The organism is Corynebacterium sp. c25Ua_47 (genome assembly GCF_039907205.1).
GTDB classification, from domain to species: Bacteria; Actinomycetota; Actinomycetes; order Mycobacteriales; family Mycobacteriaceae; genus Corynebacterium; species Corynebacterium hiratae.
In genome coordinates, this window is record NZ_JASBOH010000022.1 from 1 (window position 1) to 14768 (window position 14768).

Sequence of the window (14768 nt, forward strand, 5' to 3'; positions counted from 1 at the left end):
CGGAACGACCGCTGCATGCACTCTATCTTATGTAGGCGCAAATTCCATTGCCGTAATTGCGGCACACTGCGGTCAACCTGGGACCGTCGTCTACACGGAGCAAGGAGGCTACAAGCTTGGAACGATGCGTAGCGCAACAGCACAGTTATTCGATTACAGCACTCCACGCATCAGCAATCCCGACACTGACGTAGCATACGTCGATCTAGAGCCGTCCGTATACAGCGGCGGAAATATCTATTCGGGCGACAAAATCGTACGCGACATCCGGGTGGCACGGCCAGGAAGTGAAGCTTGTTGGTACGGGTCGAGTACCCGGGGAGTTCGCTGCGGAACTCTGGTAAACCCACAATCGGCAGGTATATCGGGCACTCGCGCCCTCGTCATAAGAAACGCCGAAGCCATTCCAGGTGATTCAGGCGGCCCCATTTGGATTAAAGGCCTTGGATACATCGGCGTTATTTCCGCAAGTGCTTTCAGCAACGATAGCGTTACCGAAACCATCGGAGTCATGCTCCCCTAGCGTCTTCAGCCAATAACACACAGGGCCAACCCGCAGGAAACTGCGGGTTCTTTTCGTTTTCACCGGGCGCGGGCTAGAAGCTGGAGGAGCCACCCGAACCGGAAAAGCCCGAGCTAAACCCGCTGTTGACGCCGCCGCTGCTGCCGGAAGAGCTATCGCGGGCGGCAGTCGCGTCGCTGTCCCAGGTGCTCACAACGTAGAAGGGCACGTAGCCGTGGTAGCCAGAGCCGGCGAAGAAGTGGGAGTCATAGATATGCGTGCGTACGGGGCGTTCCTCGGCCTCGTTCTCCTTCTGCAGCTGTGCTTGCAGGTGCTCCGAGAGCAGCGCGGTCCGGTCCAAGAGCTCCAAGTAGCGCTCCATGAACTGCGGGTGGTTCGGCTCCTTGGACAGGGCCACGGCGGCGTCTTCCAGCTCCTTGGCGTGACGCTCAAGCGCCGAGTCGATGTCCGCAGCCAGGTAACCCGCCTGGGCTAGGTCCTTGCCCAGCTCGTAGAGTTCATAGCGGCGCGTGTCGGGATCAGCGTTCTCGATGCGGTGCAGCTTTTCGATGTTAGCCTCGGCGGTCTCTACACGTTCGCAGAGCAAACGCGCACGAGCAATGAGCACGGAGCGTGAGCGGAACTGCTCGTCCGGCGCGTCGGCCGGAATCGACATGAGGGAACCCACCTTGTCATCGATGGCCAGGAAGTCATCGCGCAGGCCCTCCCAGTCCTCGCGCAGGCGCTCATCCACTAGACCCGATTGCAGCGAGTGCGCCCGGATATCGATCTCCCGCAGGCGCTGCGCCACATCGGTATAAGTCTGCGACACATAATCCCAATCCTCGCGCGCCTGCTGCGCGTTCTTCTGACGGCTGCGGCGAGTACCGCCAACGATGCCTGCACCCGCGCCACCAACGCTCAGGCCCGCTACCCCCAGACCAATGGCCGCCCCAACGCGGTTATTTTGAGCACTCTCAAACTGGGTATCCGCAGCACGGTCCACGTCGATCGCTGCCGCCGCACCCGCAAAGAGACCAGCAGGAATGTTGTCATCCCGCACGCCCGGCTTAATGGCTTCGATGGACTGCTCGAGATGGCTATCTTTCTTGCGCAGCTTCATCTGCTCGGCCACGTCCTCACCCGCGAAGACGAAGGCCTGGCGCGGATCGAGGCCGACGCCGACGAAGACTTGGCCATCGGCAAACTTATCCTTGCCGATGAGCTCCGGGTGATTATCGCGCAGGTACTCCTCCACGGAGTCATTGACGTTTTCTTTGTTCTTGGCAAAGACCATGTAGTGCAGCCCCTGGACCACGTCGGGGGCGGCGATCCGGGAGACGTCGCCAAGCATGCGCTCTTCCTCCTCCGGAGTGAGCACATCGTCGGGGTCCATGATGTCGGCCTGGACCTCGCGCTGCGCTGGCTGCATGAGAAAATCGGCACGCTCCGGCGCATCGAAGACCGCCAAGCTCGCGCCCGCACCAATACCTCCGAGCAGCAGACCTCCCGCCACTGCTGCACCGACGATGGCGCCGACCGACGTTATTTTGGGACCACGGCTGGCGGCAAAAGGTTTGATATCGCGAGAGTCAGTCACGGTGATTCTCCAATTCTTCAGCGTTCAGTGCCGCCAATTTTACCCCCGAAAATTGGAAACGACGCGGTGCCCCTACAGCAGCCGCGTCGCCCCTATTCCCTATCACTCACAACGGATTGGAGAAACCGTTTGCCTACCCCCTAAGTAGGCTTTGTGAGCGATTCTCACTCTAGCACTATTTTCCCTCGCAACGGTAGATAAATCTTCAAAAACTCTGTAACGCTTCTACCGGCTCAGTCGATGCTTCACACGCAGGCCTTTGAGCTAGGCTTTTCCATTTTCTTCGTGCCTAGCGGGTGCCCCCACAAGAACAAAAGCCACGATCGAAATTACCCCCAAAATAGCCAGCGCGGTCCACAGCTGTGGGGACTGCCCCCCATTGCCTGCCACGGTGATGGCGGAGGTTGCCCACTGCATGGGAAAGAGGTGCACGAGCGCACTCATCGCGGCGTTGAGATCGGTTCCCGTCGAGGCCGCTTTCCACGCCCATCCCACGACGCCCACCTGGGCTACGCCGAGCACGCTGCCCAGGCCCCAACCAGCGAGCCCCAGTCCGCGCACGAGTGCGTACACAATGCTTGCCGACGCCACCCCGGCCCCCGCCGCCGCGAGCCCCGCCCACGCCACGGCCGCGGCGGTTCCACCGGTAGCAAGAAGTGCCACGAGCAGGCCCACCACAACTCCGATCAGCACCGCGCCGCCCAGCAGCGCGAGGATACGACGCTCCACGCGCGTCAGCAGCGCTCCGATAACCCCGCCGCCCAAGACGGCGATAGCCGCGAGGAGCATGGCCACGATGGGGCTGAGCAGCTGGGCAGGCGCGTTATCGCCCTCTGCAGGTCCAGCTACGGTGGGCAAGGCACGTTGCGCGCCCTGCACCTTGGACCGGTTTTGCTGCGCCATGCCGTCGACCTTCTCTGCGCCAGCAACGAGCTTGTCCACACCTTGCAGGGCCTCATCGACCTTGGAGTTGAGCTCACCAATACCGGCATTGAGCTGCTTTGCGCCCTCCGTGGCTTGGTAGACGCCATCGTGGTAGGCGTAGCCGCTCACGGCCAACTGGTTGGAGAGCTCGCGCGAGCCATCCTTCAGCTGCGTCAGTTGATCCTGAACGGACTGGTCAAATTGGAAGTTCTCCACTTGGCTGCGCAGATCACCGAGCTGCGAGCGGATGTTCTTCGCCTCCGCCGAGTTGTTTCCTTCCAAGTCCTTGAGGGTGCCGTCGATGGCCTGCAGGATCTGTCCGCGGACCACGCCCAGGCCGATGACTTGGTCGACGGCGCCGCCGACGCCGTCGGCCAGCTCGGTAGCACCGTTGCCCAGCTGGGCGGTGCCGGATTGCAGCTGAACAAGGCCGTCGTATAGCTCCTGCGAGCCGCCGGCTAGTTTGTCCACTCCGCCGCCCAGTTCACCGGCTCCATCCTTCAGCTCACCGGTGCCGTCGGCCAGCTGCTGCGCGCCGTTCGCCAGGAATCCTGCCTGGGCATTGGCTTCGCTGAGGGCGCGGGCGACGTCGTAAAGCTCAGCGGGATCGATGGTGCCATCGCTGGGCGCACCCGCCTGCTCCTGGGACCAGGCTTCGGCTGGCTGCCACTCGGACACGGTGGCAACGACCGCGCCGATAACGAGCGGCACGATGAGCACGAGGGCGAGAAGGAGTGCGCGGGTGCCAACCTTCCGGTTAGCGTCAGCAGGAGTAGCTAGGCGTGAGGTCATGTAAAAGAAACTATCGCCCACGCTGGGCAAAAGCGGTCAGGCGCGCGGAAAAGCCCCGCCCGGAATGAACCCGGCGGGGCTTCTAAGGTGACGGATTAACTCATGTGGGTGACGGATTAACGCCCCTGCGTTAATCCCTACTTCTTCTCAGCGAAGAGCTCGCGCACGCGCTTGCCCAGTTGCGGGGAGACTGCATCCCAGTAGGCGTAGACGCGCTCCTCGGTCTCCGGGGACACGCCTGCCATGGCGTTGGTGATGTTGTCCGCTAGGCGCTCCTTGGCGCCATCGTCGTAGACATTCTCGTACAGGTCGGTGGCCTGGACGGTGTCATTGTCCTCAGCGTGGTGGATATAAGGCGCACGCACCAGGTCGATGCCTGCCGGGTCCGGGTTCACGTAGAGATCCGGAGCGGTGGTGGTCTCCTGCTCCTTGAAGCGCAGGTTCTCATCGCCATCCAGGTAGCCGCCGCCCTTGGCGTGGCGGTTCGGGGAGTAGACCGGATCCTCCGGGGCGTTGAACAGGTACTGCATCGGACCCTCGTGCTCGTAGGTGTTGACCTGGTTGAGCGGCTGGTTCACCGGCAGCTGCTTGTAGTTCGGTCCGATACGGTAGCGCTGCTGGTCGGAGTACGCGAAGACGCGTGCCTGCAGCATCTTGTCCGGAGACAGCCCAATGCCCGGGACAATGTTGGACGGATCCAGGGCAACCTGCTCAATCTGCGCGAAGAAGTTGCGCGGGTTGCGGTTGAGTACGAAGTATCCGACATCGACCAGCGGGTAATCCTTCTTGGACCAGGTCTTGGTGAGGTCGAAGGGGTTGAAGCGGTACTCTTCAGCCTCCGCCACCGGCATGATCTGAACCTTGACGTCCCAGACCGGGAAGTTGCCTTCCTCGATGGCGTTGTAGAGGTCCTCGCGGTGGTAGTCCGCGTTCTTGCCAGCCATCTCCGTGGCTTCGGCGTCGGTGAAGTTCTCCACGCCCTGGCGGGTCTTGAAGTGGTACTTCACCCAGAAGGCATCGCCGGACTCGTTGACCCACTGGAAGGTGTGGGAGCCGTAGCCGTTCTGGTGGCGGGTGGTCTTCGGGGTACCGCGATCACCCATAAGGTAGGTCACCTGGTGGGTGGTCTCCGGGTTGCGGGTCCAGAAATCCCACTGCATGTCAGCATCACGCAGGCCGTTGGCACCCAGACGCTTCTGGGAGTGGATAAAGTCCGGGAACTTAATGCCGTCACGAATGAAGAAGACCGGGGTGTTATTACCCACGATGTCGTAGTTGCCGTCCTCGGTGTAGAAGCGCAGCGCGAAGCCGTGGACGTCACGCCAGGTATCCGGGGAGCCCTGCTCACCGGCGACGGTAGAGAAACGGCCCATCATCGGGGTCACGGTGCCCTTCTGGAAGAGCTTGGCCTTGGTGTAAGCAGAGACGTCCTCGGTAACGTGCAGCTCACCAAAGGCGCCGTGGCCCTTAGCGTGCGGGGTGCGCTCCGGCACGCGCTCGCGGTTGAAGTGCGCCAGCTTCTCAATGAGGTGGATGTCATTGAGCACTACCGGGCCGTTCTGGCCAACGGTGATGCTGGTGTTTTCAGTAGCAATTGGCTGACCGGAGGGGCGGGTAGTGTTCGGGCCGCCCGGGGCGCGCTGGCCCTTGTCGAGAACCTTGTCTGCCGCGGACTCATTCGAAGCGTTAGTCATGGGGTTAATGCCTCCTAGATCGGTTGATAATTTGCTTTACATTATCAATCACGGACCTTTCATAGCCTACCCATAAAAAATGACCTGCGCAACAGTTTTTGGCGTTGCCAGAGTTCACGGCCTTAAGCCCGAGGCACCCAAGTCCTGCCTCCCCCGACTGGTAAGTTATGGGAGGTGAAACGACACTCCGAGCGCGACGATGCGCGCGTCACCGACCTCGCCCTCAAGGCAGGCCGTGGCGATCGCGCAGCCCTCACGGAGTTCATTAAGTCCACCCAAGATGATGTCTGGCGCCTGCTCGCCCACCTTGGCGGCCCCGATATCGCGGACGATCTCACCCAGGAGACCTACCTGCGCGTCATCGGCGCACTCCCCCGCTTCGCTGCACGCTCCTCAGCGCGCACGTGGCTACTTTCGCTTGCGCGCCGCGTGTGGGTAGATAACATCCGCCACGACATGGCCCGCCCGCGCAAGTCCGCCACCGAGTACGAGGATGCCGCTGCCCTCGCAGCAACTCCCGAAAACGCCGGAACGTGGAGCGAGTGGATCGACGCCCGCGCGCTTATCGACGCCCTCCCAGAAGACCGCCGCGAAGCCCTCATCCTGACTCAAGTGCTGGGCTATACCTACGAGGAGGCCGCGAAGATCGCCGGGGTTCGTGTTGGCACTATCCGCTCCCGCGTGGCCCGGGCCCGCAAGGACTTAATCAACCAACGCGGCTAATCGTTATCGAGCCGTTACAAATCGGCTTGGCCGGCCATAGAACCTGCATCTACATGCGCCAAACGGCAAATTCTGACACCCCCGCCACTGCCTATCCTTAAGGAAACCGCAGCCCCAGCTGGAAAACACCGATAGACCACGCCTAATCTTTTCCGAGGCACACGTGATAAATCGATAGTCGAACCGGGCCCGCGAGGCTTTCCCAATTGCCCGCACCACACCTTGGGTCGTGATGGCATTACCCCGGCGCGTGTGAGATTGAGAGACCTCTTTACCTTATGTGGAAACGCGCAGTGGCCATTTCCATGGCCTTCATCGGCGTCGTCGTCGGCGCCGGCTTTGCCTCCGGCCAGGAAGCACTCCAGTACTTCGTGGCTTTCGGAAACATGGGCCTGTGGGGCGTACTCCTCGCCTCCGCCCTCATGATTATTACTGGTGTAGCAATTCTGCAGCTTGGCTCCTATTTCCAGGCCGATGAGCACACGGCAGTGTACGACAACATTAGTGGGCCCATCGTCTCCCGGATCCTGGACTGGGGCACACTGGCCACGTTGTTCTCCATCGGCTTCGTCATGTTCGCCGGTGGTGGCTCCACCATCAGCCAGCAATTCGAGGGTGTTCCCATCTGGGTGGGCGGCGCTATCATGCTCGTGCTCGTCCTGCTGGTAGGCCTCCTCGACGTGGATAAGGTCAGTAACGTCATCGGCGCGATTACGCCCTTCATCATTATCTTCGTGGTCCTGGCCACCGGCTACACCATCATCGTGACCGACGTGGATTGGTCCCAAGCCAATGAGTTTGCTGTCAACAACGTCGAGAGTCCGCTCAGCAACTGGTGGCTGGCTGCGCTGAACTACACCGGCCTCAACGTCATGTGCGCGGTCTCGATGTCCATCGTCATCGGCGGCAACATCCTGGATAACCGTGCCGTCGGTGTTGGCGGCCTCATCGGTGGCTTCTTCTACCTGCTTCTGCTCGCTCTCCTCGTGGTTTCCCTCTACATGGTGGCGCCGGAAGTCTACAAGCAGGACCTGCCGGTGCTGACGCTGATCAACCACGTGAACCCGGCTCTGGGTTACTTCATGACCTTCATCATCTACGGCATGGTCTTCAACACCGCCATCGGCATGTTCTACGCCATGGGCAAGCGCCTGACCCGCAAGAAGCCGAAGCTCTTCTACCCCGTCTACGCGGGCGCCTGTGTCGTGGGCTTCATCCTCTCCTTCATTGGCTTCAAGCAGCTGGTTTCCAGCGTTTACCCGATTCTGGGCTGGATTGGCCTGCTCATGATTGCCGTCATGGTCATCACCTGGATTACCCAGCGCGACAAGATCACCTCCGAGTCTGACCGCCGCGTGCGCGCCCGCACCTTGGTTAAGCGCCGCCTTGACCCGCGCGAGCACTTCACCAAGAAGAACGAGCGCGAGCTGCGCAAGCTGGCAGCGGCCTCCAACATGGAAACTGAAGAGTTCGTCTCGACCGTTGCCGATGAGATCCACGAGGAGCTCGAGGCCGACGATGAGATTGAATACGACCGCGAGGATCCGGAACCCTCTGTGACCTTCGTGGAGCACACGAAGCCCGAGGTGCCGAAGGACTAGCCCTTCCGCACACCCCCTTTCCCATTACTCACAAAAAGTCCGCCCCCAGAGTGATATCTGGGGGCGGACTTTTCTTATTTATGCGGGTTCTAAAACTCGCTGCAACTTTTCTTTAGACCAGCAGCTCCGCGATCTGAATAGTGTTGAGCGCGGCGCCCTTGCGCAGGTTATCGCCGGAGACTACGAAGACAAGGCCCTTGTTGTCCTCGACCGCCTGGTCCTGGCGGATGCGCCCGACCAAGGAGAGGTCGATGCCGGCTGCCGCCAGCGGGGTCGGCACATCGACGACCTTGACGCCCGGTGCGGACGACAGTACCTCGCGGGCCTGTTCCGGGGTAATCGGCTTCTCAAACTCCGCGTGCACCACCATGGTGTGGCCGGTGAACACCGGGATGCGCACGCACGTACCGGAGACCTTGAGCTCCGGGATACCCAGGATCTTGCGGGACTCGTTGCGCAGCTTTTGCTCCTCGTCGGTTTCTTCCGTGCCATCATCGACGAGGTTGCCGGCCAGCGGCAGCGCGTTGTACGCAATCGGGGCGACGTAGGGGCCCAGATCCTCCTCGGAGACCTCGAGCGCCGAGCCATCGTGGACGAGTTCAACGTTGCGGTCGCCGATGGACGCTACTTGCTTAACCAGGGTTTCCACGCCTGCCAGGCCTGAGCCGGAAACGGCCTGGTAGGAGGCGACGCGCATGGTGGTGAGACCGGCGGCGTCGTGAAGCGCCTTCGTGACCGGCATGATCGCCATGGTGGTGCAGTTCGGGTTGGCGATGATGCCCTTCGGGGTGTTGCTCTTCTCCTCCGGGTTTACCTCCGAGACGATGAGCGGCACGTCCGGGTCCTTGCGCCATGCAGAGGAGTTATCCACCACGATGGCGCCGGCCTCGGCGAAGAGCGGCGCATACTGCTTGGAGGTGGAACCGCCGGCGGAAAACACGGCGACGTCGATCCCAGCAAGGCTTTCGACGGTCTGCTCTGCCAGGTCTTCCACGACGACCTTGTCCTCGCGGAAGGTGAGCTCCTGACCCGCCGAGCGTGCGGAGGCGAAGAAGCGAACCGTCTCGGCCGGGAAGTTGCGCTCCTCCAAGAGGGTGCGCATCACGCGGCCGACCTGGCCGGTGGCGCCTACTACTGCAACAGTGGTCATGACCTTTACTCCTTAAGTTTTAGCGTCCGGTACCAGCATAAACGGTGGCCTCTTCCTCGCCACCCAGCTGGAACTTCTCGTGCAAAGCAATGGCTGCCTTGTCCAGGTCGGCCTCGCGGGTCAGCACGGAAATGCGGATCTCAGAGGTGGAGATGAGCTCCATGTTGACCCCTGCGTCACGCAATGCCTCCGTGAAGTCCGCGGTGACACCGGGGTGGGACTTCATGCCGGCACCGACCAGGGAAACCTTGCCCACTTGGTCGTCGTAAAGCACGTTGCTCCAGTGGCCGTCTTCCTTGAGCTTGGCCAGAATCTCCATTGCCTTCGGCCCATCCGAGCGCGGGCAGGTGAAGGTGATGTCGGTCGTGCCGGACTCCAGGGAGGAGACGTTCTGAAGGACCATGTCGATGTTGATCTCGGCATCTGCAATAGCGCGGAACACCTTGGCGGCCTCACCCGGGCGGTCCGGGATTCCCAGGACGGTGACCTTGGCCTCGGAGCGGTCGGTTGCGATGCCGGTTAGTACTGCTTCTTCCACGGGGATATCCTCCATTGAACCGGCGATGAGCGTGCCGGGGTCGTTTGAATAAGACGAGCGAACTCGAAGGGGAACGTTGAACGCGCGGGCGTATTCGACGCTGCGCAGGACCAGAATCTTAGAGCCCACGGCGGCCAACTCGAGCATCTCCTCGAAGGAGAGCTGCTCGAGCTTCTGGGCGTTGTGAACGATGCGGGGATCAGCGGTGTAGACGCCGTCGACATCGGAGTAAATCTCACACACATCGGCCTTGAGCGCTGCCGCCAGCGCCACCGCGGTGGTGTCCGATCCGCCACGGCCGAGGGTGGTGACGTCGCGCGATTCCTTGTTGACGCCTTGGAAACCCGCGACGATGCAGATTTTGCCTGCATCCAGCGCCTCGGTCAGGCGGCCCGGGGTGACGTCGACAATGCGGGCGTTACCATGACGCTCAGTGGTGAGCACACCAGCTTGGGAGCCGGTGAAGGATTGAGCCTGCGCACCGAGGGACTCCACTGCCATGGCAACGAGCGCATTGGAGATGCGCTCGCCGGCGGTCAGCAGCATGTCCATCTCGCGCTGCGGCGGGACGGGGTTGACCTGGGCGGCGAGGTCTAGGAGCTCATCGGTGGTATCCCCCATGGCGGAGCACACGACAACCACGTCGTTGCCCTGTTTCTTCGTCGCCACAATGCGCTCCGCCACCGCGCGAATGCGCTCTGCGCTTTCGAGGGAGGATCCCCCGTATTTCTGTACGACTAGGGCCACTGACGGTCCCACCTTTCCTGTTTGTGAGGGCCATTACCTGTTCACCGCCCAATACCTATAGACCGGCAGTCAACTCCTTTAGAGTACCGCCCTTTGGCTACCATCGAAACACGTGCTGGATATTAATTCCAGGTAAGGTGGAAACGATGCTTTCAAACCTGGTTGCCGTTGCTTTCGCACTGGCCTCGGCACTAGTCGTGGCCTGGGGCACTGTCATACGCCACCGCATCGTGTTGGACGCCAGCTCCAGGACCGTCATGCGGACCGCAATTCGCACTCCCCTGTGGTGGATTGGCACCGGAGCCGCCGTCGCTGCCTATGCCTTGCAGCTCATCGCACTCCACTTCGGCACGCTGCTCATCGTGCAGCCCATCCTCGTCCTGTCCCTGATGTTCACGCTGCCGCTCGCCGCGTGGTATTCCCGGCGGCCGATGCCGGCGCGGGAGGTCTTCTGGTGCCTGGCACTGACCGTCGCAGTGGGCATCATGGTGGTCTATGGGCGCCCCACCGCAGGCTTGACGACGCCCAGCTGGTCCCAGTGGTGGCCCGCCTTCGCCCTCGGCGCGCTGACACTCGCCGCACTCTTTGTGGCGGCCTATAACCGGCCGGAGGAATCTGCACTCGCGCTCGGCAGCGCCTGCGGCATCCTCTACGGCTACGTGGCGCTCGTAGCGAAAGCGGTGGTTGACGTCCTCTCCCACCAAGGCATCGCAGCATTGCTAGCCAGCTGGGAGCTGTACGTGCTCATCGGGCTGGCGGCTGCTGGAACCGTGATCCAGCAGTATTCCTTCCACGCCGGCGCTCTCGCGCATTCCCTTCCCGCGATGACCATTATGGAACCCATCGTGGCTTTCGGCCTGGGTTACTGGGTCCTGGGCGAGAAATTCCAGGTCGAGAGCATCGCGGGCTGGTGCGTGATGGGGGCTTCGCTCATCATCATGATCGCCGCCACCATCGTCCTGTCACGCATTCCGGTCACCCCGGGAAGCACTCGGCGCGCGGAGCAAAGCCCGCGCTAGATCGCCCACTCAAAGACCACCAGCATGTAGGCGGAGAACCACGCCGACCACAGGACCCATGCGCCACAGGCAGCCCACAGCATGCGTGGGCGCCACGCCGTGGCGGCGCGCACAACCCACGGCAGCACCAGAATGATCGCGGGCAGGAGAAGTCGCGGGCGCGAGTGCATGATGCCGTCGGAAAGCAGCACATTCGCACATAACGCAGCGCTAAACCACCAGGCGACCGGGTTAACCTTCCCCCAGGCCGCGATGAGCAACACGGGGGCACCGAGGATCACCAGCACGGTGAGCAGGTAGCCCACATCGTTGTTCTCCGTCAAGGTTTCCCACACGAACCGCACGGTGGCAACGCCCCCGTCGAAGGTGGAGTTCCAGTGTTCGGTTTGGATGCCGAAGTAGCCGCCAGCCTCCGCCAGGTAGCGCTGTGTCCACAGCAAGTACCCCGGCAGCGGGAGCGACGCCACGATCAGGCTGAGCCACGCCTGCCAGGAACGCCGCCCGTAAAGGAGCACCCACAGGCCAAAAACTGCAAGGAAGTCCACGGAGGTCAGCCGGACAAAGGACAAGGCAATACCGAAAGCCGCGGCGCTCCACCAATCGCGTTCATCCAGCGCCACGAGTCCCCACACCACAAGGGCCCCGAAGAGGGCTTCCGTATAGGGCATGGAAAACACAATGGACATCGGAGCGCTGCTGACCACGATGGCCGCGGCGCATTGCCCACGGCGCCCTGCCCCCAGGCGCTGCGCTAGGACCATGACTCCAGCAGCCATCACCGCGGTAAAAAGAGTATTCACAAGGAGGGCAGCTACCTCAAGGCTGATCCCGGTCCACCCCAGAACCCGCAACAGTATGGGGAAACCCGGAAAGAAAGCCATAGTGATTTCATGGACCGGCCCATCCGTATGGATGTCCGCATCGAAATAACCGACGCGCGCAATCTCCAGGTAGTACTTAGAGTCCCAGGCCGTGAGCTGATCCCACAGCTCCTGCTCGTTGACGGCTGCGATGCCGCTCAGCACAGCGATGCGCACTGCAGTGCCCACTACCGCGACCAGCACGGCCATGGGCAGCAGCGAAAGTACCCCTGGCGCGCCTTCAGGGGTCGGGGCGGCATCCGGTTCCTTGCCCGGCGCGGTCTTCTTCCCAGGTTCCGGAGCAGTCGTCATGGTGTTTTCTTCAGGCACGCAACACATCCTAGCCACCCGCGACCCCATCCCAGTATGTGAAACCAGTTGCCGCAGAGTGGGAAGCGTTGTATTGTGGCTCACATGACTTTGCGGCACACTCTTCTCCTTAGTAGCCGCGGCGGGATTTAGGTTTGTAACTCTACGGCCAGCGCCCCGTCGCGGAGCGTGGTGATGCCAACACACACCACAGCTGGCCGTCCCCCACAATTCACTACATCGTTGCTCATCACAGCAACGCGGCGAAACAAACGCCTCAGGCCACACACAAGGAAGAGATCAAACACCATGTCCCCCAACGATTCTTTCATCTCCGCTCCCCGCGAAATCACCACCCCGGCCGGCCCGCGCAACGAGAACCAGCCCGCCTGGAATAAGCAGCGCGGCTCCTCGATGCCGGTCCACCGCTACCAGAGCTTCGCCCAGGAGGTCGAGCCCGTCACGCTGCCGGACCGCACGTGGCCGGATAAGAAGATTACTGTGGCCCCGCAGTGGTGTGCGGTGGATCTGCGCGATGGTAACCAGGCCCTGATTGATCCGATGTCCCCGCAGCGCAAGCACCGCATGTTCGACCTGCTGGTAGCCATGGGTTACAAGGAGATCGAAGTGGGCTTCCCCTCTGCCTCCCAAACAGACTTCGACTTTGTCCGCGAGATTATTGAGGGCAATAAGATCCCCGAAGACGTCACCATCCAGGTCTTGGTCCAGGCCCGCGAGCACCTGATTCGGCGTACCTTCGAGGCGTGCCAGGGCGCGAAGAACGTCATCGTGCACTTCTACAACTCCACCTCGAAGCTGCAGCGCCGCGTGGTCTTCCGCAAGGACCGCCCAGCCATTAAGAAGCTGGCGACGGACGCCGCGGAGCTCATCAAGGGCATTGCCAAGGATTACCCGGATACCAATTGGCGCTGGGAGTACTCGCCGGAATCCTTCACGGGAACCGAGCTGGACTTCGCCGTCGAGGTCTGCGATGCCGTCGTCGACATCATGGAGGCCACCCCGGACAACCCCATGATCATCAACCTGCCGTCCACGGTGGAGATGATTAGCCCGAACGTGTACGCCGACCAGATCGAGTGGATGCACCGCAACTTTGCCAAGCGTGACTCCATCATCCTGTCACTGCACCCCCATAACGATCGCGGCGAGGGCATTGCCGCCGCCGAGCTGGGCTACATGGCCGGCGCAGATCGCATCGAAGGCTGCCTGTTCGGCAACGGTGAGCGTACCGGCAACGTAGACATCGTCACGCTGGGTCTGAATATGCTCACCCAGGGCGTGGACCCGCAGATCGATTTCTCCGATCTGCCCAAGATCCGCGAGACGGTGGAGTACTGCAACCAGCTGCGCGTACCGGAGCGCCACCCCTACGGCGGCGAGCTGGTGTTCACGGCCTTCTCCGGCTCCCACCAGGATGCTATCAACAAGGGCCTGGATGCCCTGGCCCAGGAGGTACGCCCCGGCGCCAACAACACCGAGGTGTCGTGGGAGGAACTGCAGGAAACCACCTGGGAAGTTCCCTACCTGCCCATCGACCCGAAGGATGTCGGCCGCGATTACCAGGCGGTCATCCGCGTCAACTCGCAGTCTGGCAAGGGCGGCGTAGCCTACATCATGAAGACCGACCATGGCATCAACATGCCGCGTGCCATGCAGGCGGAGTTCTCCTCCGTCGTGCAGGCGGTGACCGACGCCGAAGGTGGCGAGGTCAACTCCAAGAACATGTGGGACATCTTCGCCAACGAATTCCTGGAGCGCACCTCCCCGCTAGAGCTGGTCTCCTTCCAGGTGGACAACTCCACCACAGAGGGCGAGGACGCCAAGGTAACCGCGACCATCGTCTTCAACGGTGAGAAGCGCGTTGTCTCCGGCATCGGCAATGGCCCCATCGCCGCGTACGCCAATGCGCTGGAGGACGTCGGAATTGATTTCGAGGTCATCGACTACTCCCAGCAATCCCGCACTGCTGGCGACGACGCCGAGGCCGCCTGCTACATCGCCGCCGAGGTTAACGGTGCCCAGGTATGGGGCGCGGGCATCGCTGGCTCGACGACGCGCGCATCCATCAACGCGATTACGTCCGCAGTCAACCGCGCAGACTAAGCCAGGCAAAGCCAGGCTTAACAACAGTGCAGCTAGGGAGGGAGGAGCACGTTCCTCCCTCCCAGTACCCGAGCTTTAAGCTTTGCGCAAAAATTCCTCGTCACCATATCCCGCTGAATGCGCTTTCTTGTAGGCCAGAACTCAGAACGATATAGTTAAGCAGCGTAACTGCACTGCAATAAAGA

The 14768-nt window shown here is 61.7% G+C and carries 10 protein-coding genes; 4 read left to right on the forward strand and 6 right to left on the reverse strand.

From position 1 onward, the window contains the following. Positions 1-596 precede the first annotated feature (596 nt). From QKE52_RS13145 to QKE52_RS13155, 3 genes are all read right to left on the reverse strand, one after another. Positions 597-2102, reverse strand: coding sequence for a hypothetical protein (locus QKE52_RS13145; RefSeq protein WP_347948987.1), 1506 nt, complete (start codon positions 2100-2102; stop codon positions 597-599). Positions 2103-2366: 264 nt separating this feature from the next. Next, positions 2367-3818, reverse strand: coding sequence for a hypothetical protein (locus tag QKE52_RS13150; protein WP_347948988.1), 1452 nt, complete (start codon positions 3816-3818; stop codon positions 2367-2369). Between the two features lie 137 nt (positions 3819-3955). Continuing rightward, positions 3956-5512 (reverse strand): catalase, encoded by a 1557-nt coding sequence (locus QKE52_RS13155; RefSeq protein ID WP_070547180.1) that lies wholly within the window; start codon positions 5510-5512, stop codon positions 3956-3958. 174 nt (positions 5513-5686) lie between these two features. On the opposite strand from QKE52_RS13155, the gene QKE52_RS13160 reads away from it, so the two are divergent. After that, on the forward strand, positions 5687-6235 hold the full coding sequence (locus QKE52_RS13160) for an RNA polymerase sigma factor (RefSeq protein ID WP_046647897.1): 549 nt from the start codon (positions 5687-5689) through the stop codon (positions 6233-6235). Between the two features lie 278 nt (positions 6236-6513). Further along, the gene (locus tag QKE52_RS13165) at positions 6514-7836 is read left to right on the forward strand and encodes a membrane protein (protein WP_046647898.1); all 1323 of its coding nucleotides are present in this window, start codon (positions 6514-6516) and stop codon (positions 7834-7836) included. Positions 7837-7948: 112 nt separating this feature from the next. On the opposite strand, the gene QKE52_RS13170 is transcribed toward QKE52_RS13165, so the two are convergent. Together QKE52_RS13170 and QKE52_RS13175 are read right to left on the reverse strand one after the other, a co-directional pair. Further along, positions 7949-8986 (reverse strand): aspartate-semialdehyde dehydrogenase, encoded by a 1038-nt coding sequence (locus tag QKE52_RS13170; protein ID WP_293775331.1) that lies wholly within the window; start codon positions 8984-8986, stop codon positions 7949-7951. 19 nt (positions 8987-9005) lie between these two features. Beyond that, entirely contained in the window at positions 9006-10271 is a 1266-nt protein-coding gene (locus tag QKE52_RS13175) for an aspartate kinase (protein WP_046648822.1), read from the reverse strand. Positions 10272-10417: 146 nt separating this feature from the next. Between QKE52_RS13175 and QKE52_RS13180 the strand changes: the two genes are divergently transcribed. Continuing rightward, positions 10418-11290, forward strand: coding sequence for a DMT family transporter (locus tag QKE52_RS13180; RefSeq protein WP_347948989.1), 873 nt, complete (start codon positions 10418-10420; stop codon positions 11288-11290). Here QKE52_RS13180 and QKE52_RS13185 read toward each other — a convergent pair. Beyond that, entirely contained in the window at positions 11287-12489 is a 1203-nt protein-coding gene (locus tag QKE52_RS13185) for a mannosyltransferase family protein (protein ID WP_049157827.1), read from the reverse strand. The genes QKE52_RS13180 and QKE52_RS13185 overlap by 4 nt on opposite strands. 279 nt (positions 12490-12768) lie before the next feature. On the opposite strand from QKE52_RS13185, the gene leuA reads away from it, so the two are divergent. Then, entirely contained in the window at positions 12769-14583 is a 1815-nt protein-coding gene (gene leuA, locus QKE52_RS13190; protein ID WP_046648828.1) for a 2-isopropylmalate synthase, read from the forward strand. Positions 14584-14768: the final 185 nt, after the last annotated feature.